The following is a 19,954-nucleotide window of genomic DNA, read 5'->3' as shown; positions in this document are numbered from 1 at the left end:
TTTGATGAAGGATGGTAGCGGTCGCTACCGGTTTTCGATGCCATAGCGGACGTGAGCCGCCAGGATGCGTAACACTTGGTGCTTGTGGTGATCCAGCGCAGGGCGAATAAACGGGGCGGCGGCTTGCGTTGCCGTGCCGTACTCCTGCTCCAGGGCTCTGCGGTAATGCTGTTTACTGGGGCCGACGCGCAACGTCACCGCGTTCCATCCGGTAACGGCCGGGCGTATCGCGATACCGGCGCTCAGCGAGGGTCCGCTGTTTGGCGCCCCTCGTTCGGCGCACTGCCGCATGGTGCCAAGAACCGGGGCCAATGCGGCGTGGCCGGCCTCCGGCAGAATGTGACTGGCGACCTCGCGCCGAATCGCTTCCAAACGGCGAGTCAATTCCGCCATGCCGGTAACGTTTATGGCGATCACGCCGCCACCTCGGAATGGGTGATGAGGTAATCGCGGGCCATCCGATACTGGACGCGGTTATCCGCCAGGGGCGTGGCGCTCTGCAAAAGGGTGCTGCGCGTGACCGCTTGTACCGGCCATTCGCCGATATGACCATGTCGAACCCCTTCCCAGGCATTCAAAACCGCTTTGTCCAGAGCGATCAGCCGGGAGTAATCGTCGATTACGTACAACACGACCTGAAAACGGCTCTGCACCAGCGAGCTGTCAACCAGACCGGTGTTCACTTTCAGATCGCTGATCTTCTGATAGGTCACGCCTTCTTGCTGCGGATCCGGCAGGATCAGCGGATGAACCGCCAGATGGGTTAGCGCAGTCAGCGAGCGTTGGATTTCATCTTCAATCATTTGGACAAGGTCTCCGTCGTTTCGAGAGTTGAATCGTTCTGCAGATGCATTTGGGCATCAGGAAAGGAATAGCGCGCGTTCCGCCGCGCGCCGGGCAACCAGCCCATCGAGCCGCACACCGCCCGCATTCACCCATCGGCCGAACTGGTCGGCCGCCCCCTGCCGATCGCCGGCGTTCAGCCTGCGCAACAGCGTCGAGTTTTCCAACGCGCGCAGGCCCAGGTTATAGGCGAAGCTCACCAGCGCATCGAACTGCCCCTGCGTGATCGTCACCGCCACCAGCCGTTCGACGCCCTGTTCGAATTGAGCGACACCGCACACCAGCAAACGCTCGGCCGTTGCGGCATCGATCGCCATGCCGGCCCCAACTTTTCGTCCCGCTACCGGTTGAGTCCACCCGTAGCCGATCGTCCAAACGCCGACCGAGTCCTGATAAGCCTGCAACCGCAGGCCTTCGAAACGCTTAATCAGCGCCATGCCGTCGTCACTTATCTTCATGGTTTCCTCCTGACGCTTTATTGAGAAATCGGCGTTCCAATGCCTTGATCAGCGATGCTCCCGACCATCCCGCCATACCGCATACGCCGCCCATCACCTCCGAAGGCCAGTCGTAATGCAGCGCAATCATCACCATGGTCAAACCAGCGAAAATAGAAACGAACAGCTGCAAAAACAGCGTCCTCCAGCTAAAGGTTTCGCCGTTCAAGACCTTGAAGGAATAGCTGGCGATCGCCCCCAGCAGCGTCATACCGAAAGCAAGCAGCATTGAAAGGATGTTTGGTTCATTTTTCCAAGGCATAGTCATCCCCCTCCCCTTACCGGGGCATAGCCCGATCGTCGGGAGTCATGGAAAAGAGCGGCGAAATGCAGCCCCTAACCGTCATTCCTGTTCCATTTAAAAAACGGCCATTTACGCTGTCGAAAATGGCTTATCCGTTCTGCCCAACCTGAGCAGATAAATAAGGATTGCGCCGTTTTATAAAGGAGAAGGATTAGCCTCCCGTCGTGGCCATTCAACGACAGTCATTATTCAGTGAGTGATTGACCGTTTTGACAAGGAGGCTAAAAATGAAAAACCCCGCCGAAGCGAGGTTTATTTGTCGTGCGGCGGCGCCGGTAACAATTCAGTTTTATCAGATTAAACGCTTATTTGCGTACGCGTGAGTCTTTTATCATAAAAAATAAAACCCCGCCGGAGCGAGGTTTAGCTATCGTGCGGCGGCGCCGGCAACAATTCAGTTTTATCAGATTACACGCTTATTTGCGTACGCGTGAGTCTTTTATTATAAAAAATAAAACCCCGCCGAAGCGAGGTTTAGCTATCGTGCGGCGGCGCCGACAACAATTCAGTTTTATCAGATTACACGCTTATTTGCGTACGCGCGAGCCTTTTATTATAAAAAATAAAACCCCGCCGAAGCGAGGTTTAGCTATCGTGCGGCGGCGCCGGCAACAATTCAGTTTTATCAGATTACACGCTTATTTGCGTACGCGTGAGCCTTTTATTAATTATTGCAACGCGCATGCGCTATTGTTATTCCTGACGCAATAGGGAAACAAGAAATAAACCCTCATCAACGTCAACGACAGGCGTTTCAGCGATCCATACTCAACTTTATATCCAACATCGCCAGGCATCCCCCGATAAATCCCTCCGCCGTTTGCATCTCTTTGCGTATCGTACCGTCTGAACATTTCCTTTTCAGGGCGATCTTACGCAGAGATATGCCATAAACATGGTGGGCAATGATGAGATCGAACTCTTCGGGTTTGTATTTCTTCAATCTGCCCACGCAACCGTCGATCACCAGGCCGTCATCATCGCAGCAGGAACGCTCGCCATTCGACTTATAGGACAACAGCCCTTTGAACCCGGCAGCAATGGGGGAATAGTCGATGCCGCTGTTATCCCTGGCCCATACGCCCCACCGCTCCAAAACTTCATTCATATCTCTCATGCTTCCACCTCCTTTGGGCGTTTGCCATATCGCCAGGGCTCCATGTTGTTGACCGACGTCGTTCGAGCCGTTCTTCTGCTCGGCGTGCGCCAAGACGCAACAACCGATCCGCCCGGCGGGCTCACCGAGGGATATCGCACAAAATACTGTACAAATAACCAGTACCAAGTATACCCAGAGGTATCTTTTTTTCAATAGCGAAAATCCATTTACCTGCAGGTAAATTTAGGTACGATGGCCTCATGAAAAACGAGCAAAAAATGCACCTGCAGGAGATGCGGCGAGAGCGCCTGATCATCCTGATCGATAACCTCGGCGTCGGGGGGCAAAAGCGCCTTGCCGAGGCGCTCGGCATTGCCGCAGACTATGTTTCTCGTCTGCTCTACCCGCCGGGCAAGAAGGGTAAAAAGGGCATCAGTGGGGACATGGCGCGAAGGATTGAACAGTACTTCGCCGTGCAAATCGGCTGGCTGGATGGCCTGGAGCAGACCGGGCAACGCCCCGTCAGGCAGAAGGCCGCACAGGCCTTGGCTAAAACGCTGCCGCTGCTGGCGTGGACATTGCCGTTGTCTCATGAACAGTTGCGCAAAGGAACGACCGTCCACTACCCGGCGATGGTGCAATGCAGCGCTCTGGCCTACTGGTTGCCGGTGCGGGATGACACGATGAGCGGCTCTGCCGGCGCCAATTACCCAAAGGGAGCATTGATTCTTGTCGAACCCATGACTGCCGGTATAACCGAGCTCGTGTCCGGTGATAAGGTGATAGCGAAACGCTGCGACAGCGCAGAACTTATCTTTAGAAGATATGTTGAGGAAGCCGGTCATCAGTGGCTTAAGGGGAACATGCCGGGTTGTCCGACTTTGAATGCCGATGAGTACATGATTCTCGGGGTGGTGCTCGGTGCCTGGCTGCCCTGACCTACCCGTTTGAGACGACATAATGCAAAAAACCGCCAACCTTGCGGCTGACGGTTTTTTTGGCACTCAGGGCGCCGGTACTGCTTTGTCATGGTGCCGGCTACCGGAATCGAACTGGTGACCTACTGATTACAAGTCAGTTGCTCTACCTACTGAGCTAAGCCGGCTGAATTTGGCGGAAGGACAGAGATTCGAACTCTGGGAGCTGTTACACTCGACGGTTTTCAAGACCGTTGCCTTAAACCACTCGGCCATCCTTCCAATGGGCGCTGATATTAGCGATACCGTTATGAAATGTCTATCGTTTTGATGCAAAAAAATCACATCGGTGGCGCAGTTGCCTAAACTTCAGGCCTTAAACGCTTAAAAAATGAAAAGCCCCGCAAAAGCGAGGCTTTTATGTTCGGCTGAAACGCGATTACTTCGGCTGCGAATCGTAGTCTGAACAGGTTTGATAGCCCTTGTTCATGACATGGCCCGTGTCGTTGTAGCTGACAAAATACGTTTGCACTTTGCCATCGCGCGGCGCGACCGCATAGGTGTCGCAGGTGCCCTGCGCATGGATCAGCGTGGCAGACGTCGACGGCGGACCGGCAATCGCCCGCACCTGCTGCTTGGTCATCCCTACTTTGACATCGCTGACCACCGGCTCATTGACATAACTGGTTGCACGGTCATAGGCGGTGCAGCCGGCAAGAATGGAAAATACCGCCGCAGTGCCGACGGCCAAAACCAACTTCTTCGTCATAGCTTGTCCTCTTGGAGTACGTTTGTTGTCCCCTAAGTCTAGAAGTGGAAAGGCTTTTCTACAAACTCCCCTTTGTCGATCGGTGCGCTTTTTCTCGCGATCGGCCGGCGCGGGCGCGACATCGGATTCAAAAGCCGAAATCGCTCAGCGCCGGGACATCGTCTGGGCGCCGACCCAGCGGCCAATGAAAACGCCGACCCTGTTCGCGAATCGGCATGTCGTTGATGCAGGCATGGCGGTTGATCATCAACCCTTCCTGATTGAACTCCCAGTTTTCGTTGCCGAAGCTGCGATACCAGTTGCCGGAATCGTCGCGCCACTCATAGGCGAAACGCACCGCGATGCGCGCGCCGTCAAACGCCCACAGTTCCTTAATCAGCCGATACTCCAGCTCTTTCGCCCACTTGCGTTGCAAAAATGCGACCACCGCCGCGCGGCCGTCGACAAACTCCGCGCGATTACGCCAATGGGTATCGAGGGAATAGACCTGCGAAACCCGCTCAGGATCGCGGCTGTTCCAGGCATCTTCCGCCAACCGTACTTTTTCGATGGCAGATTCACGGGTAAAAGGCGGCAATGGGGGTTTAATGCTCATGATCATCTCCTGGGTGAAGGTGCGTAGACAACTCTGTCTACATCATTACGCTAGCGCATGTAGACAGAGTTGTCTACAATCACTCGAAAATAGCCTGGGAGAAAAATGATGACCGTTGATCGCAACACCTTGCCCGCCCGTCAGCGCATCCTGCTGACGGCCCACGATCTGTTCTATCAGGAAGGGATCCGCGCCACCGGCATCGATCGCATCATCAAGGAATCAGGCGTCACTAAGGTGACGTTTTATCGCCACTTTCCCAGCAAGAACGATTTGATTACGGCGTTTTTGGCCTATCGCCACCAGCAGTGGCTAACCTGGTTCAGTACAGCGTTGGATCGACATGTGGCGCAGAGCGGCGGGTTACTGCCGGCGCTGGCGCCCTGCCTGGCGGAATGGTTCGACGATCCGCGTTTTCGCGGCTGCGCGTTTATCAATACGGCCGTGGAGATCGCCGATCTGCTGCCGGAAAGCCTGCACCTCGCCGGCCGGCATAAGCAACAGATGACGGATGAACTGGCGCGCCACCTGCCCGCAGGCCCGCAGCGGGAACAGCACGCCGCGATATTGGCGATGCTGATCGACGGCGCCATCGTCAGGGTACAGATTGAGCGCCAGCCGCAGCCGGCGTTGCAGGTGCTGAATGCCGCGCTGGCGTTGTTGGCGCAAGGCGGGTTCGATCAGTAATTGGCCCAGATGCCCGGCGTCACCAGTTCCAACAGGTGGGCGTCGGGATCGCGAAAGTAGATGCTCTCGCCACCGTGATCCCAACGCATGCGCCCCTCAATTTCCACGCCGTTGGCCGTCAGATGCCGTTCCCAGTGCGGCAGTTGGTCTTTTGCCACCGCCAGCCCGATATGCGCCGGCCCCACGCCATCGTGCGCGGGAATAAAGCCGGTCGGATAATGCGCCCCACGCAGCGAATCGCCCTCGACAAACAGCAACAATACGCTCCGATCGCCAACGTTATAGGCGCGGAACCGCTCGTTGGCGACCATCGCCGGCAGCTTCAGCACTTCTCGGTAGAAGGCGTCCGCTCGCTCAATATCGCTGACGTACAGCACCGTTTCGATCACCTTATCGATCTTGAGTTCCATATCATCCCCCTCTTTTTTGTACTGACAGCGTAGGCTTAGAGGAGGAAAACCACGGTGCTTCCCGTGCCGATAGCGGATCAATCCGTGCTTTTTACCGGTTTACAGGCAAAAAAAACGCGGCCCGAAGGCCGCGCGATGACGTTCACACTGAGGTGCTTAGAACTGGTAAACCAGGCCCACGGCAACCACGTTGTCGGTGTTGATCCCGGCAGCGTCGGTGAAGTCGTTGTTGTCTACCAGGTTGATTTTGTAATCAACATAGGTAGACATGTTTTTGTTGAAGAAGTAGGTCGCACCCAGGTCGACGAATTTGACCAGGTCTTGATCGCCGTAGTCCTTGCCGTTACCGGCGCGGCCCAGGTCTTTACCTTTGGTCTGGTTATAGCCGACGAACGGACGCAGACCGAAATCGAACTGGTAGTGCGCGTAGGCTTCGAAGCTCTGCGCCTTGTTGGCGTAGCCGTAAACGCTGCTGTCGGAGCTGCCGAAACGCGCCGCGTTGTAGGACTGGGTGAACATCACCGCCAGGTAGACGTCGTTGGCGTCATATTTCAGACCGCCGGAGTAACCTTCGGCCTTGTCGCCGCGGCCCATGATGTTCTGGTGACCGTTAGCGCCGTTCTGCTCGCTGGTGCGGCGAGAGTTGAAGAAGGCGCCCGCCGCGCTGATGCCGTAGCCCATGTCATAGCTCATGGACATACCGTAGCCTTCGCCGTTCTGGCCAAGGACGTCGCGACCGTTGTTGGTCTCTTCGCCATTACCGTTTTTACCCTGGTACTGCAGGGCGAAGTTCAGGCCGTCAACCAGACCGAAGAAGTCGTTGTTACGGTAGGTCGCCAGGCCGCTGGAACGCTGGAACATGAACTGGTCGGCGCCGTAGGTCATACCGTCGAACTCAGGCTGCAAGTCGGTATACGCCGCGACGTCGTACAGCACGCCGGTATTACGGCCGTAGTCGAAGGAACCGTAGTCGCCGAATTTCAGACCGGCGAAGCCGTAACGGGTGAAGTTCTTGTTGTCCTGGTTTTCAGCGTGGTTCAGGTTAGCCTGATATTCCCACTGGCCGTAGCCGGTCAGCTGATCGCTGATTTGCGTTTCGCCGCGCAGGCCAAAACGCATATAAGACTGGTCACCGTCCACGCCGTTGTTGCTGGAGAAATAGTGAAGACCGTCGACTTTACCGTACAAATCCAGTTTATTACCGTCTTTGTTGTAGATTTCCGCCGCGCCTGCTGTGCCTGCAACCAGCAGTGCGGGTACCATCAGAGAGAGTACTCGAAGTTTCATCGTTATTATCCTCGTTAATTATGTCGAGCTACGGCCACTGCCCTTTTCGAGCATTATTAGCACGACTGTGCATTACCATTCTGGTAACAAGGGTTATATTAATCCAGAAAGAAAATGATACCAAGTATCCGATAGTGTTTCAGCGTGATTAATAAAGGTTTCAAAATGTAAATGTGCGCGAACTTTCACAAAACATTACCGACAAACAAAATAAAGCACTTAAAGACAAAGAATAGATTAATTGATAAAAAATCATACATTTATACAAATCTTTAAGAAAAAAAAGCCAACCATACAATTGTACTGGACAATAAGCACATTGTGCCAAAACGCCGCCTGCACGCAGCCGCTATAATCACCTCGCTATCATCATTATTTTCATTATTACCTTCATTATCCGAAGATAATTTCTGCATACCTTTAACCGGCTTCTGGCCGGTTTTTTATTTTCCTCCACACTGTCCTCACAATTTCAATCCGCACAAATAGCACGCAAATAAATAACCTCGCGATATAGTTTCGCCAATTTACATCCGCACTAATTGCTAATCTTTTCTCTTATTTTGGTCTACAAATTGAATTTGTTTTTCATTTCGTGCTTTATCTCGCCGAATATTGTGTGTCACAGGCAAAATTGGCCGCAGAGTTTCACTTCTGGTAGCCTGAAAAAAAGCTCACCCTCAGCGAGTAAAGTCATGATGCCATTTCACCCAGAGGCGCTATGGCGGCGGCTGCAAGGCTCGCCCTTCCGCGCCCGTTTCCGTTTGAATCCCAAAGACCAGAGCTATCTTGACGACAAAGGCTTGCCGCTGATCCTCAGCCATGCCCGCGACTTTATCGATCGCCGTCTGGCCGCCGCCCACCCCAAAAACGATGGCAAGCAGACGCCGATGCGCGGCCATCCGGTGTTCGTCGCCCAACACGCCACCGCCACCTGCTGCCGAAGCTGCCTGGAAAAATGGCACGGCATACCGCAGGGCATCGCGCTGGACGAACAGCAAAAAGACTATATTGTCCAGGCGATCGCCCTGTGGCTGGTGCGCCGAGGCGGCGCCAGAGAGGAATCAGGCGCGAATCTTTTCGACCCGGATCGCGGATTGTGATAAAAACTGTCAGTAACTTTCGCCACTCTTTTGACCCAAGATCCTGACGCTTACATGACAGCCACCTTGTGCAATGAACAGCAAACGCCCGGCGTTCCTCAACAGATCGCCACCCGCCTGGCCTTTTTCGTCGCCGGCCTCGGCATGGCCGCCTGGGCGCCGCTGGTGCCCTTCGCCAAAACGCGCATCGGCCTCGATGACGGCTCGCTCGGCCTGCTGTTGTTATGTATCGGCGCCGGCTCCATGTTGGCGATGCCGCTGACCGGCTTCCTGACCGGCAAACTGGGCTGCCGCGCGGTGATCCTGATGGCGGGGCTGGGGCTGTGCATCGATTTGCCGTTGTTGGCGCTGATGGACTCCCTCGGCGGCATGGCCGTGGCGCTGCTGTTGTTCGGCGCGGCGATCGGCATGATAGATGTGGCGATGAACGTGCAGGCGGTGATCGTCGAGCGCAACAGCGGCAAGGCGATGATGTCCGGCTTTCACGGCTTCTTCAGTATCGGCGGCATCGCCGGCGCAGGCGGCGTCAGCGCGCTGCTGTGGCTGGGGCTGACGCCGCTGCAATCCACCCTGATCACCGTGCTGGCGGTGATCGTGCTGCTGGCGTTCGCCAGCCGCCATCTGCTGCGTGACAGCGGCGCCGACGACGACGGCGGACCGATGTTCGTCTTGCCGCGCGGTTGGGTGATGTTTATCGGCATTCTGTGCTTTATCATGTTCCTGGCGGAAGGCTCGATGCTCGACTGGAGCGCGCTGTTCCTCACCACGCTGCGCGGCGTCGAACACAGCCAGGCCGGGCTGGGCTATGCGCTGTTTTCCATCACCATGACGCTCGGCCGCCTCAATGGCGATCGGGTGGTGAACTCGCTGGGCCGCTACCGGGTGCTGCTGCTGGGCAGCCTGTGCGCCGCTGTCGGTCTCAGCCTGGCTATCGCCTTCAATCACGCCACCGTTTCGCTGGCCGGCTTTATGCTGGTTGGCCTGGGCGCTTCCAACGTCGTGCCGATTCTGTTCAGCGCCGCGGGCAACCAACGCGATATGCCGGCCAATTTGGCGATCGCGTCCGTTACCACCGTCGGCTATGCCGGTATTCTGGCCGGCCCGGCGCTGATCGGCTTTGTCGCTCAGTTTTCCAGCCTGACGGTGGCCTTCGCCTGCGTAGCCGCTCTGCTGTTGGCGGTGACCGCCAGCGCCAGGGCCGTCACTCGCTGATTCAGGAATGCGCAGCCACTATGCAAAATAAACAACTGACCATTAGCTCCAGCAATATCACTCGCTGCTTCCTGCTGTTTATCGTGCTGCTGACGATCGGCATCGGCCTGTATGGCTACAACTACACCAACGCCTGGCTGGCGGAAAAGAAGTACACGCTGAACAGCATCGCCGGTTCGCTGCAAAAGCGCATCGATACCTATCGCTACATGACCTATCAGGTCTATGACAAATTCGGCAACGCGCCGGCGCAGAATGTCGATCCCGGTTTGCAGGAAACCCGCCTGCGCCCCGACGTCTACTATGTCGAGAAGCCGCACAAGAAAACCGACGCGGTGATCTTCGGCAGCCATGACGAGAACACGCTGGCGATGATCGCCAACATCTCGGACTACCTGGACAACCGTTGGGGCGCCAAGACCGAGAGCTACGCCATGTATTACCTCAATGGTCAGGACAACAGCCTCAGTCTGATCACCACTCAGCCGCTCAAAGAGCTGGCTTCGCGCTTTAGGGAAAGCTACCTGACCACTTCGGCGGACGAACGCCGCGCCGAGATGCTGCAACAGGCCAATATGCTCGACGAACGCGAGAGCTTTTCCGATCTGCGCAAACAGCGCTTCCAGAACGCCTATTCATTCTCGATTCGCACCACCTTTAATCAGCCGGGACATCTGGCGACGGTGATCGCCTTCGACTTGCCGATCAACGACATCATTCCGGCCAACCTGGCCCGCGCCAATTTCCTGCTGCAGCCGGACGATGTCGAGCTCGACGACAGCGCCATCCCGGCGGAAACCGCCCTCGGCGCCCAGGCGGCGATGAGCGGCGGCTGGGTGGAGTTCAGCGCCGCCCTGCCCAATGCGCCGCTGAAGGTGGTGTATCGCGTTTCGGCCATTAATCTGGCCATCGATCTGCTGCGCAACAACATCTGGCTGATCGCGGTCAACCTGCTGCTGTTGGCGCTCTCGATGCTGAGCATCTACTTTATCCGCCGCCAGTACATCCGCCCGAGCGAAAACATGGCGGTTGAGCTGGAGGCCGAGCGCGCGCTGAATCAGGAAATCGTCTCCAGCCTGCCCTCCGGCCTGCTGGTTTACAGCTTCGCCAACAATGCGGTGATCGCCAGCAACAAAATCGCCGAGCACCTGCTGCCGCACCTCAGCCTGCAAAAAATCGCCCATATGGCCGAACAGCACCACGGCGTCATTCAGGCAACGGTCAACAACGAGGTGTATGAAATCCGTATTTTCCGCAGCCAACTGTCGCCGGATACCTACCTGTTCCTGATGCACGATCAGGATAAAGAGGTCATGGTGAACAAGCGGCTGCAGCAGGCACGGCGTGAATACGACAAGAACGTGCAGGCGCGCAAACTGATGTTGCACAACCTGGGCATCGAACTGAATCAGCCGGTGCGCCAGATGTACGATCTGGTCGACAGCCTGCGCAACCAGCCGGATGAGGAACAACAGCAGGCGCTGCTGGGCCAACTGACGGCGGCGTCGTCGTCGGTGCTGGGATTGATCGATAACATCACTCTGCTGACGCGGCTGGAAACCCAGGACTGGCAACCGACGCGCGAGCCGTTCAACCCGGCGGCAATGATCGACGAGTTGCTGCTGGAAGCCCTGCCCGCCCTCAATCAAAAGGGGCTGGCGCTGTTCAAGCATTTCCAGCTGGACGTCGAACAGAACTACATCGGCGACGCCAACGCGCTGCGCAAAGTGATCTCGCTGCTGGTGCATTACGCCATTATCACCACCGCCTGCGGCAAGATTTCTCTGGTCATCGACCATGAGCCCGAACACCCGGATCGCCTGATTTTCCAAATCAACGACACCGGCTCCGGCATCTCCAACGAAGAGATCAGCAATCTCAATTACCCGTTCCTCAGCCAGACGCTGGTGGACCGCTTCAACCACGGTTCCGGCCTCACTTTCTTCCTGTGCAATCAGCTGTGCAAGAAGCTTAACGGCCAGTTGGACATTCGCAGCAAAGTGGATATCGGTACTCGCTATACCATTCGCGTCGCCATGGAGATGGAGAGAAAAGAGCCGCAGGAACAGGAAAAGCTGCTCGACGGCGTCACCGCCCTGCTGGACATCACGTCAGATGAAGTGCGCGGCATCGTGACCCGCCTGTTGCAGGCTTACGGCGCCGACTGCCTCGTCGCCGAAGATCGCGCGGTCAACCGCGATTATGACGTGCTGCTGACCGATAACCCGCAGCGAGCCGATGATTACACGCTGTTGCTGGCGACCGATGAACCGGGTTGGCAAGCGCTGGATAAACGCTACATTCGGGTGAACTATAACCTGAACGGCGCATTAATCGACGCCGTGCTGATGCTGATCGAACAGCAAATGGCCGCGCTGGAGCAGGAAGAAAGTCCGCTTTCATTGAGCTCAGAAGATATCCAACTCTATGAAAAACAATTGAAATCAAGTGATTACTATGGGCTGTTTGTCGATACAGTACCCGATGATGTCAAAAAACTGTATACTGAGGCGGGCAGCAGTGATTTCAATGCGCTGTCACAAACCGCACACCGCCTGAAAGGCGTGTTTGCCATGTTAAATCTGCTTCCCGGCAAGCAGCTGTGCGAATCGTTAGAACAGCGCATCGCAGAAGGTGATGCGCCCGAGATCGAGAATAACATCAGTCAGATTGATTTTTTCGTCAGCAGACTGCTGAAGCAAGGTAGCCAACAACATGAATAACCTGAACGTAATTATTGCTGATGACCATCCTATCGTACTGTTTGGCATCCGGAAGTCACTTGAGCAAATTGAATGGGTGAATGTCGTTGGGGAGTTCGAAGACTCAACCGCACTGATCAACAATCTGTCCAAGCTGGATGCCAACGTGCTGATCACCGATCTGTCGATGCCGGGTGACAAGTATGGCGACGGCATCACGCTGATTAAGTACATCAAGCGTCATTATCCGCAGTTGTCGATCATCGTGCTGACCATGAACAACAACCCGGCGATCCTGAGCGCGGTATTGGATTTGGATATCGAAGGCATCGTGCTGAAACAAGGCGCGCCGACCGATCTGCCGAAGGCGCTGGCCGCCCTGCAGAAAGGCAAGAAGTTCACGCCGGAAAGCGTCTCCAAACTGCTGGAGAAAATCAGCGCCAGCGGCTATGGCGACAAACGCCTGTCGCCGAAAGAGAGCGAAGTGCTGCGTCTGTTCGCCGAAGGTTTCCTGGTGACCGAAATCGCCAAGAAACTCAACCGCAGCATCAAAACCATCAGCAGCCAGAAGAAATCGGCGATGATGAAGCTGGGCGTAGAAAACGACATCGCCCTGCTCAACTACCTCTCGTCCGTCAGCATGACGCCGTTGGACAAAGACTAAAGCCCGCCTCACGGCAGGTTAACGCCAAACAGGCACGGCATCCGCCGTGCCTGTTTGCTTTTCAGGCCTCGCTGCGGTTGTAGCGTACCTGCTGGCTGTAATAAGCCAATGTCTGCTCCAGCGTCTCCAGCGTAACCGGTTTCGACAGGCAATTATCCATGCCCGCCTCGAGACAGCGCTGCTTCTCCTCCGCCAACGCGTTCGCCGTCACGCCGATCACCGGCGCGCTGAACTGCATCTCCCGCAGCGCCTGCGTCAGGCGATAGCCGTCCATGTTCGGCATATTGACGTCGGTCAACACAATATCGACGTGGTGCTGTTTCAGTACGCTTAGCGCGTCTACGCCGTCGTTGGCGGTCACCACCTGATACCCCAGCGACCCCAGCTGATCGGAAAGCAGGCGACGGTTGATCGGATGATCGTCGACCACCAGCAGATGAATATCGCCGTTGTCCGCCGCGCTGGCCTTGGCGGGCACCGGCAGCTGCACCAGCGCCTCTGCCGCGCCGTTGCCGACGCCGAACAATCGGTTGATCAAGGTCAGCGTTTCACGCGGCGTAGAGGTGCTGTGCATCCAATAGCCTGGCCGGGTTTCCAGCGACGGGCCGATATGTTCGGTCGAGAACTGGATCTGAGCCAACAGCGGCGTGTTCAGCATCAGCGGATAATCGCTGAGCATCACCTCGTCGGCGGCGGTCTCCTGCCCGTCATAGCGCTGGATATCGGCGCCGTAGCCGCCCAGAATCGCCATCAGGTAGCTTTCCAGCCGCTGATTGCGGATATCCAGCCACAGCCGCCGGCCCTGCCAGGTATCGCTGGCCTGCGGGATCGGGAACTGGGCGTTAAACAATGGAATGCGAATGCTGAACAAGCTGCCCAGCCCCGGTTCGGACTCGACGGAGACGTCGCCGTCCATCAGGTTGACCAATTTCTCGCAGATCGCCAGCCCCAAACCGGTGCCCTGGAAGTGGCGCTGCACGCCGGTGCCCACCTGGAAGAACGGATCGAACAGGCGTGAGATCTCCTTCTCCGGAATACCGACGCCGGTATCGCGCACGCTGAATTCCAGGTAGCTGCCGCGGGTGCAGACCTGCAGCACGATGCAGCCGGTATCGGTGAACTTGATGGCGTTGTTCACCAGGTTGGACAGCACCTGCTGCAGCCGCACCGGATCGCCGAAGATACGCTCCGGCACGTTTTGCTCGATAAAGCAGTACAGCCCCAGACGTTTCTTCACCACCAACGGCAAATAGTTGCCGGCGATATGGGTGATCACCTCCAGGCAGGAGAACTCACGCGGTTCAATCTTCAACTGCTCGGACTCGATTTTGGAGAAGTCGAGAATATCGCTGATGATTTTCAGCAGCAGCCCGGAAGAATTGTTCATCGCATTGACCAGCCGATCGACCCCTGGCGGTAGCGCCTTGGTCTGCAGCAGATCGAGGTTGCCGATAATGCCGTACAGCGGCGTACGCAGCTCATGGCTGACGGTGGCCAGGAACATCGATTTAGACTGGCTGGCCTGCTCCGCCGCCGCCGCCATCTCCTGCAGCGACTCTTCCATTTTCACGCGCGCGCTGACGTCCACCAGCACGCAGATCGCCACCTCTTCGTTGCGGTAACGCGAATGGACAAAGCTGATCTGCAGGTTATTGTTGTTGCTGGTCATCACATCGACGAAGTTCGCCTGCTGTTCGCAGATGATGCGCGTAATGCGATCGCGATCTTCGTGGGTCAACAGGTTGATGTAGTTGTGCGCCAGTTCGTTACTCAGAATATTGGTGCCATCGCTGATGCGCAGGATACAGATGCCCACCGGCGCCGAGGCGACGATCTTGCGGTTGAACTGTTCGTGTTCTTCCAGCCGGAAGGCATTGTCCTCCGCCGGCAGGAACATCTTGCGCTCAAACAGCCACGCCAGCGTGAACAGCACGATTGCCGACAACAGGTTCAGCAACAGCGCATTGAGAATCAGCATTTTGAAGCGTTCCACCACGCTTTTCACCGGCAGCGCATAAACGATGCTCAGCGATGAAGGCGGCAGCGCTTTTTTCAGGATCAGATCGCGGTAGTTATCGACATAACCGAAGTAAGCATGCTCTTCGGGGTAGCTGTTGAGCGCAGCGGCATAGCGATCGCCATCCGCCAGGCGCAGTATCGGATCGTTGTTTTCATCCAGCAGCGTGACGCCGATCGGCAGGTTGCCGGCGGTGACGAAATCTTCCAGCCGGACGGTTTGCTCGATGCCCAGCAGCGCCTCCAGCTTGTTGCCGATATAGAGAGGCGTCAGCACATACAGATAACCGATGTCAGGCCGCTGCGCGCTGGGGCTAATCCAATACAGGTTGTTGTCTTTGTCCAGATTCTTGGCGTTGCGGTATTTCAGAATGCGCTCGTGCAGCAACTTCAGCATGTTTTCCCGGTTGGCGACCGCGTTGCCGCCGCCGAATTCCGCCAGACACAGGCTGTCGCCGCCGATAAAGAACACCCGGTTGAGATCGTAGGCCGCCACGAAGTTCTCTTTCCAATACTGGATCAGGCCGCTCAGCGAATCGAGTGAACTGCGGTAAGTGGCGCTCAGGGCGCAGTTAGACTCTGGATACAGCGGATAGAATTGCGGTGGGCTGCCCTTGCCGGGGATCACGCCGCTGAACATGTCCAGGCCGCTGACCGAACCGTTGAGGCGGTTTTCCGCCATGTACTTGATGTCGCGTATGATGTCGGCGGAATGGCGAATATAGCCCTGCGCCTGATCGAAATTGAGGTTGTACTCCTGGCGGATGTCCGATTCTTTCTGATGCAGGATATTCAGAATATAAAAGGTGGTGAGCAGCGCTCCCAACGACCACAGCAACATCGCCAGCACCCGGAACAGATAGCGGGATATCTTCAGCGTAGTTCGAAAAGAGGCTAAATATTTCAATCGGATACCATACGAAAGTCAGTGGCGGCGCGCGTTGTCGCCGGCGCAGCGGCCGGCGGCTCGGTGCGCCAATTAAACCATATAACTGAAAAAGGGCCTAGCATCGCTGCCAGGCCCTTTTGTCTCAGTGCATTACGGTGTCGGCATACCGACGCCCTCACCTTGCTTAAACGTTGTCGTCGTCCATCGGCTCAGCCGCGTCGTCGCCATCGTCCAGCGGCGTAGTGTCTTCTTCTACCGCTTCCGCGCCCGGTTCCAGGCTGTCCAGCTCTTCGTCTTCCACCGGCTCGGCCACGCGCTGCAGACCGACGACGTTTTCGTCTTCCGCCGTACGGATCAGCGTCACGCCCTGGGTGTTACGACCGACCACGCTGACTTCCGAAACGCGGGTACGCACCAGCGTGCCGGCATCGGTGATCATCATGATCTGGTCGCTGGTTTCCACCTGCACGGCGCCGACCACCTGGCCATTACGCTCGCTCACCTTGATGGAGATAACCCCCTGGGTGGCGCGTGACTTGGTCGGGTACTCGGTGACTGCGGTACGTTTACCGAAGCCGTTTTGCGTGACGGTCAGAATGTCGCCCTCGCCGCGCGGCACGATCAGCGAAATCACGCTGTCGCCTTCGCCGAGGTTGATGCCGCGCACGCCGGTCGCGGTGCGGCCCATCGAACGCACCTGCGTTTCCGGGAAGCGCACCACTTTACCGTTGGCGGAGAACAGCATCACTTCGTTGGTGCCATCGGTCAGATCGACGCCGATCAGCTCGTCGCCCTCGTTGAGGTTGACGGCGATAATGCCGGCGCTGCGCGGACGGCTGAACTCGGTCAGCGCGGTTTTCTTCACGGTACCGCTGGCGGTGGCCATGAACACGTGACGCCCTTCTTCATACTCGCGCACCGGCAGAATGGCGGTGATACGCTCATCGGCTTCCAGCGGCAACAGGTTGACGATTGGGCGGCCGCGCGCGCCACGGCTGGCTTCAGGCAGTTGATACACCTTCATCCAGTACAGGCGGCCACGGCTGGAGAAGCACAGGATCGTATCGTGGGTGTTGGCCACCAGCAGGCGATCTATAAAGTCTTCTTCTTTAATGCGCGCGGCGGACTTGCCTTTGCCGCCGCGGCGCTGAGCTTCATAGTCGGACAGCGGCTGATACTTCACGTAGCCCTGGTGAGACAGGGTCACCACAACATCTTCCTGGTTGATCAGGTCTTCGATGTTGATGTCGGAAGTATTGGCGGTGATCTCGGTGCGACGGCCGTCGTTGTACAGCTCTTTGACCGCCACCAGCTCTTCGCGGATCACTTCCATCAGGCGCTCTGGGCTTTCCAGAATAAAGATCAGCTCGGCGATGAAGTTGAGCAGCTCTTTATATTCGTCCAGCAGCTTTTCGTGCTCCAGGCCGGTCAGTTTCTGCAGACGCAGATCCAGAATCGCCTGAGCCTGCTGCTCGGTCAGGTAGTACTTGCCGTCGCGGATGCCGAACTCCGGCTCCAGCCACTCAGGGCGAGCGGCGTCGTCACCGGCGCGTTCCAGCATAGCGCTGACGTTGCCCAGATCCCACGGCTGAGCCACCAGCGCGACTTTCGCTTCCGCCGGCGTCGGCGCACGGCGAATCAGCTCGATGATCGGATCGATGTTAGCCAACGCGATAGCCAGCGCTTCCAGGATATGGGCGCGGTCACGGGCCTTGCGCAGTTCGAAGATGGTGCGGCGGGTAACCACTTCGCGGCGGTGGCGCACGAAGGCTTCGAGGATATCTTTCAGGTTCAGCAGCTTAGGCTGCCCCTGATGCAGCGCGACCATGTTGATGCCGAAGGTAACCTGCAGCTGCGTCAGCGCATACAGGTTGTTCAGCACCACTTCGCCGACCGCGTCGCGTTTGACTTCGATCACGATGCGCATGCCGTCTTTATCGGACTCGTCACGCAGCGCGCTGATGCCTTCTACGCGTTTTTCTTTCACCAGCTCGGCGATCTTTTCGATCAGACGCGCCTTGTTCACCTGATACGGGATCTCGTGAACGATGATGGTTTCGCGGCCGGTTTTGGCGTCGGCTTCCACTTCCGCGCGCGCGCGCAGGTAGACTTTGCCGCGCCCGGTGCGGTAGGCCTCTTCAATGCCGCGACGGCCGTTGATGATCGCCGCCGTCGGGAAGTCCGGCCCCGGGATGTGTTCCATCAGCCCTTCGATGCTGATGTTTTCATCATCGATATAGGCCAGGCAGCCGTTGACGACTTCAGCCAGGTTGTGCGGCGGAATATTGGTGGCCATGCCCACGGCGATGCCCGACGAGCCGTTTACCAGCAGGTTCGGGATCTTGGTCGGCATAACGGCCGGGATCTGCTCGGTGCCATCATAGTTAGGCACGAAGTCGACGGTTTCTTTTTCCAGATCCGCCAACAGTTCGTGAGCAATCTTGGACATGCGCACTTCGGTATAACGCATCGCCGCGGCGGAGTCGCCGTCGACGGAACCGAAGTTACCCTGACCGTCCACCAGCATGTAGCGCAGTGAAAACGGCTGAGCCATACGCACGATAGTGTCGTAAACCGCGCTGTCACCGTGCGGGTGATATTTACCGATCACGTCCCCGACGACACGGGCCGATTTCTTGTATGGTTTATTCCAGTCGTTACCCAATACACTCATCGCGTAAAGAACGCGGCGGTGAACCGGCTTCAGTCCATCACGAACATCTGGCAGCGCACGTCCGACAATAACGGACATCGCGTAGTCCAGATACGAGTTTTTCAACTCGTCTTCGATGTTTACCGGTGTGATTTCTCTGGCAAGGTCGCTCATGGAGCTGCTATCCCTCTACTAATGATTCATCTGCCCGCTGCCATAGTGGCAAAGGTGTAAAACTATATCACAAAGCACGCTTTACGGGAAAATAACCGCCGCTGTTTCACGGAAATTGTACAGATTAGTGCGCTAAAAACGCATCGACGCAGACGATGCCGCGCCGGAACATGTATAATCCGCGCAACGAGAACAAGGAGCCAGACAAGCCCATGAACGCAGAATCATCCAGCCGAGTGCAAAACGTTGACCACCAGGAAATCGCCAAGTTCGAGGCCGTCGCCTCCCGCTGGTGGGATCTGGAAGGCGAGTTCAAACCGCTGCACCGTATCAACCCGCTGCGCCTGAACTACATCATGCAGCGCGCCGGCGGCATTTTTGACAAGCAGGTGCTCGACGTGGGCTGCGGCGGCGGCATTCTGGCGGAAAGCATGGCGCGCGAAGGCGCCGAAGTGACCGGCCTGGACATGGGCGGGGAGCCGCTGCAGGTCGCCCGGCTGCACGCGCTGGAAAGCGGCGTGAACGTGACTTACGTGCAGGAGACGGTGGAAAGCCACGCTCAGGCCAACCCGCAGCGCTACGACGTGGTCACCTGCATGGAAATGCTGGAGCACGTGCCCGATCCGGCCTCGGTGGTGCGCGCCTGCGCCCAACTGGTGAAACCGGGCGGCCACGTGTTCTTTTCCACCATCAACCGCAACACCAAAGCCTGGCTGATGGCGGTGATCGGCGCGGAGTACGTGCTGAAGATGGTGCCGCAGGGCACCCACGATCATAAGAAGTTTATTCGCCCTTCCGAACTGATCGGCTGGGTCGACGGCACGCCGCTGCGCGAAAAGCACATGATCGGCCTGCATTACAACCCGATCACCGATCATTTCAAGCTTGGGCGCAACGTTGACGTGAACTACATGGTGCACACCCAGCACGAAGGCTGAGCGCTGTAAACCGCGCCGGCCCTGCGTTATCGGGGTTCGGCGCCAACGCGCTGTTAGGAAAAATACCTAATTTCCGCGACTTCGATCAAAATCGTGGTTGTAGACAGTTTTTTAGAATATTAAATCAGATCAATATGCCGTTTTTTTCTAACGTTTAATAAAGCGCCAAACGATCGGTTTTTTCAGTTTTTCAGT

The 19,954-nt window shown here is 56.8% G+C and carries 18 protein-coding genes and 2 tRNA genes; 7 read left to right on the top strand and 13 right to left on the bottom strand.

What is annotated here, in order from left to right:
* Positions 1 to 24 precede the first annotated feature (24 nt).
* The 5 genes from ACJ8PE_RS01165 to ACJ8PE_RS01145 all read right to left on the bottom strand — a co-directional run bounded on the left by ACJ8PE_RS01165 (position 25) and on the right by ACJ8PE_RS01145 (position 2,761).
* A complete protein-coding gene (locus ACJ8PE_RS01165) occupies positions 25 to 417 on the bottom strand; it encodes an HK97-gp10 family putative phage morphogenesis protein (protein WP_089192044.1) in 393 nt (130 codons plus the stop codon).
* Positions 414 to 803 (bottom strand): hypothetical protein, encoded by a 390-nt coding sequence (locus ACJ8PE_RS01160; protein WP_033652511.1) that lies wholly within the window; start codon positions 801 to 803, stop codon positions 414 to 416. Before ACJ8PE_RS01160 ends, ACJ8PE_RS01165 begins: the two co-directional genes overlap by 4 nt.
* Before the next feature lie 57 nt (positions 804 to 860).
* The gene (locus ACJ8PE_RS01155; protein WP_033652510.1) at positions 861 to 1,301 is read right to left on the bottom strand and encodes a lysozyme; all 441 of its coding nucleotides are present in this window, start codon (positions 1,299 to 1,301) and stop codon (positions 861 to 863) included.
* Positions 1,288 to 1,608, bottom strand: coding sequence for a phage holin family protein (locus ACJ8PE_RS01150; RefSeq protein ID WP_033652509.1), 321 nt, complete (start codon positions 1,606 to 1,608; stop codon positions 1,288 to 1,290). The genes ACJ8PE_RS01155 and ACJ8PE_RS01150 overlap by 14 nt, the downstream gene beginning before the upstream one ends.
* A 790-nt stretch (positions 1,609 to 2,398) precedes the next feature.
* The gene (locus tag ACJ8PE_RS01145) at positions 2,399 to 2,761 is read right to left on the bottom strand and encodes an antiterminator Q family protein (protein ID WP_042785760.1); all 363 of its coding nucleotides are present in this window, start codon (positions 2,759 to 2,761) and stop codon (positions 2,399 to 2,401) included.
* Positions 2,762 to 3,003: 242 nt separating this feature from the next.
* Between ACJ8PE_RS01145 and ACJ8PE_RS01140 the strand changes: the two genes are divergently transcribed.
* A complete protein-coding gene (locus ACJ8PE_RS01140) occupies positions 3,004 to 3,681 on the top strand; it encodes a LexA family protein (protein WP_089192046.1) in 678 nt (225 codons plus the stop codon).
* A 91-nt stretch (positions 3,682 to 3,772) separates the two neighbouring features.
* Here the strand turns inward: ACJ8PE_RS01140 and ACJ8PE_RS01135 are convergent.
* The 4 genes from ACJ8PE_RS01135 to ACJ8PE_RS01120 form a co-directional block, all read right to left on the bottom strand.
* A tRNA-Thr gene (locus tag ACJ8PE_RS01135) sits at positions 3,773 to 3,848 on the bottom strand.
* A 6-nt stretch (positions 3,849 to 3,854) separates the two neighbouring features.
* Positions 3,855 to 3,942 (bottom strand) — tRNA-Ser (locus ACJ8PE_RS01130).
* Between the two features lie 157 nt (positions 3,943 to 4,099).
* Positions 4,100 to 4,429 carry an osmotically-inducible lipoprotein OsmE gene (gene osmE, locus ACJ8PE_RS01125; RefSeq protein WP_004935874.1) on the bottom strand — a complete coding sequence of 110 codons (330 nt, stop codon included), beginning with the start codon at positions 4,427 to 4,429 and terminating at the stop codon, positions 4,100 to 4,102.
* 127 nt (positions 4,430 to 4,556) lie between these two features.
* Positions 4,557 to 5,024 (bottom strand): nuclear transport factor 2 family protein, encoded by a 468-nt coding sequence (locus ACJ8PE_RS01120; RefSeq protein ID WP_197760906.1) that lies wholly within the window; start codon positions 5,022 to 5,024, stop codon positions 4,557 to 4,559.
* A gap of 108 nt (positions 5,025 to 5,132) precedes the next feature.
* On the opposite strand from ACJ8PE_RS01120, the gene ACJ8PE_RS01115 reads away from it, so the two are divergent.
* Positions 5,133 to 5,711, top strand: coding sequence for a TetR/AcrR family transcriptional regulator (locus tag ACJ8PE_RS01115; protein WP_033643834.1), 579 nt, complete (start codon positions 5,133 to 5,135; stop codon positions 5,709 to 5,711).
* Here the strand turns inward: ACJ8PE_RS01115 and ACJ8PE_RS01110 are convergent.
* Together ACJ8PE_RS01110 and ompC are read right to left on the bottom strand one after the other, a co-directional pair.
* Positions 5,705 to 6,121, bottom strand: a complete 417-nt coding sequence (locus ACJ8PE_RS01110; RefSeq protein ID WP_033643835.1) for a VOC family protein — start codon at positions 6,119 to 6,121, stop codon at positions 5,705 to 5,707. The two genes, ACJ8PE_RS01115 and ACJ8PE_RS01110, sit on opposite strands and share 7 nt — an antisense overlap.
* Before the next feature lie 156 nt (positions 6,122 to 6,277).
* Positions 6,278 to 7,408 (bottom strand): porin OmpC, encoded by a 1,131-nt coding sequence (ompC, locus tag ACJ8PE_RS01105; protein WP_033643836.1) that lies wholly within the window; start codon positions 7,406 to 7,408, stop codon positions 6,278 to 6,280.
* Positions 7,409 to 8,103: 695 nt separating this feature from the next.
* On the opposite strand from ompC, the gene ACJ8PE_RS01100 reads away from it, so the two are divergent.
* Genes ACJ8PE_RS01100 through rcsB form a run of 4 tightly spaced genes read left to right on the top strand, consistent with a single transcriptional unit; the run spans position 8,104 to position 13,089 of the window.
* The gene (locus ACJ8PE_RS01100; protein WP_089192050.1) at positions 8,104 to 8,511 is read left to right on the top strand and encodes a DUF4186 domain-containing protein; all 408 of its coding nucleotides are present in this window, start codon (positions 8,104 to 8,106) and stop codon (positions 8,509 to 8,511) included.
* Positions 8,512 to 8,565: 54 nt separating this feature from the next.
* Positions 8,566 to 9,723, top strand: coding sequence for an MFS transporter (locus ACJ8PE_RS01095; protein ID WP_197792606.1), 1,158 nt, complete (start codon positions 8,566 to 8,568; stop codon positions 9,721 to 9,723).
* 20 nt (positions 9,724 to 9,743) lie between these two features.
* Positions 9,744 to 12,446 carry a phosphotransferase RcsD gene (gene rcsD, locus ACJ8PE_RS01090; RefSeq protein WP_047025314.1) on the top strand — a complete coding sequence of 901 codons (2,703 nt, stop codon included), beginning with the start codon at positions 9,744 to 9,746 and terminating at the stop codon, positions 12,444 to 12,446.
* Positions 12,439 to 13,089, top strand: a complete 651-nt coding sequence (rcsB, locus tag ACJ8PE_RS01085) for a response regulator transcription factor RcsB (protein WP_004935900.1) — start codon at positions 12,439 to 12,441, stop codon at positions 13,087 to 13,089. Before rcsD ends, rcsB begins: the two co-directional genes overlap by 8 nt.
* A gap of 61 nt (positions 13,090 to 13,150) precedes the next feature.
* Here the strand turns inward: rcsB and rcsC are convergent, their stop codons facing one another.
* Entirely contained in the window at positions 13,151 to 16,012 is a 2,862-nt protein-coding gene (gene rcsC / locus ACJ8PE_RS01080) for a two-component system sensor histidine kinase RcsC (RefSeq protein WP_197760910.1), read from the bottom strand.
* 166 nt (positions 16,013 to 16,178) lie between these two features.
* On the bottom strand, positions 16,179 to 18,821 hold the full coding sequence (gene gyrA / locus ACJ8PE_RS01075; RefSeq protein WP_033643840.1) for a DNA topoisomerase (ATP-hydrolyzing) subunit A: 2,643 nt from the start codon (positions 18,819 to 18,821) through the stop codon (positions 16,179 to 16,181).
* Positions 18,822 to 19,033: 212 nt separating this feature from the next.
* On the opposite strand from gyrA, the gene ubiG reads away from it, so the two are divergent.
* On the top strand, positions 19,034 to 19,759 hold the full coding sequence (gene ubiG, locus ACJ8PE_RS01070) for a bifunctional 2-polyprenyl-6-hydroxyphenol methylase/3-demethylubiquinol 3-O-methyltransferase UbiG (RefSeq protein WP_033644327.1): 726 nt from the start codon (positions 19,034 to 19,036) through the stop codon (positions 19,757 to 19,759).
* The last annotated feature ends 195 nt before the right edge of the window (positions 19,760 to 19,954 follow it).

The organism is Serratia sp. CY74737, assembly GCF_052166775.1.
GTDB lineage: Bacteria > Pseudomonadota > Gammaproteobacteria > Enterobacterales > Enterobacteriaceae > Serratia > Serratia ureilytica.
This window is presented reverse-complemented; position numbering and strand designations above follow the sequence as displayed.

Coding starts and splice junctions, on each gene's coding strand:
- ACJ8PE_RS01160 (WP_033652511.1), bottom strand. CDS start 803: ATGATTGAAGATGAAATCCAACGCTCGCTGACTGCGCTAACCCATCTG.
- ACJ8PE_RS01155 (WP_033652510.1), bottom strand. CDS start 1,301: ATGAAGATAAGTGACGACGGCATGGCGCTGATTAAGCGTTTCGAAGGC.
- ACJ8PE_RS01150 (WP_033652509.1), bottom strand. CDS start 1,608: ATGACTATGCCTTGGAAAAATGAACCAAACATCCTTTCAATGCTGCTT.
- ACJ8PE_RS01145 (WP_042785760.1), bottom strand. CDS start 2,761: ATGAGAGATATGAATGAAGTTTTGGAGCGGTGGGGCGTATGGGCCAGG.
- ACJ8PE_RS01140 (WP_089192046.1), top strand. CDS start 3,004: ATGAAAAACGAGCAAAAAATGCACCTGCAGGAGATGCGGCGAGAGCGC.
- osmE (WP_004935874.1), bottom strand. CDS start 4,429: ATGACGAAGAAGTTGGTTTTGGCCGTCGGCACTGCGGCGGTATTTTCC.
- ACJ8PE_RS01120 (WP_197760906.1), bottom strand. CDS start 5,024: ATGAGCATTAAACCCCCATTGCCGCCTTTTACCCGTGAATCTGCCATC.
- ACJ8PE_RS01115 (WP_033643834.1), top strand. CDS start 5,133: ATGACCGTTGATCGCAACACCTTGCCCGCCCGTCAGCGCATCCTGCTG.
- ACJ8PE_RS01110 (WP_033643835.1), bottom strand. CDS start 6,121: ATGGAACTCAAGATCGATAAGGTGATCGAAACGGTGCTGTACGTCAGC.
- ompC (WP_033643836.1), bottom strand. CDS start 7,408: ATGAAACTTCGAGTACTCTCTCTGATGGTACCCGCACTGCTGGTTGCA.
- ACJ8PE_RS01100 (WP_089192050.1), top strand. CDS start 8,104: ATGATGCCATTTCACCCAGAGGCGCTATGGCGGCGGCTGCAAGGCTCG.
- ACJ8PE_RS01095 (WP_197792606.1), top strand. CDS start 8,566: ATGACAGCCACCTTGTGCAATGAACAGCAAACGCCCGGCGTTCCTCAA.
- rcsD (WP_047025314.1), top strand. CDS start 9,744: ATGCAAAATAAACAACTGACCATTAGCTCCAGCAATATCACTCGCTGC.
- rcsB (WP_004935900.1), top strand. CDS start 12,439: ATGAATAACCTGAACGTAATTATTGCTGATGACCATCCTATCGTACTG.
- gyrA (WP_033643840.1), bottom strand. CDS start 18,821: ATGAGCGACCTTGCCAGAGAAATCACACCGGTAAACATCGAAGACGAG.
- ubiG (WP_033644327.1), top strand. CDS start 19,034: ATGAACGCAGAATCATCCAGCCGAGTGCAAAACGTTGACCACCAGGAA.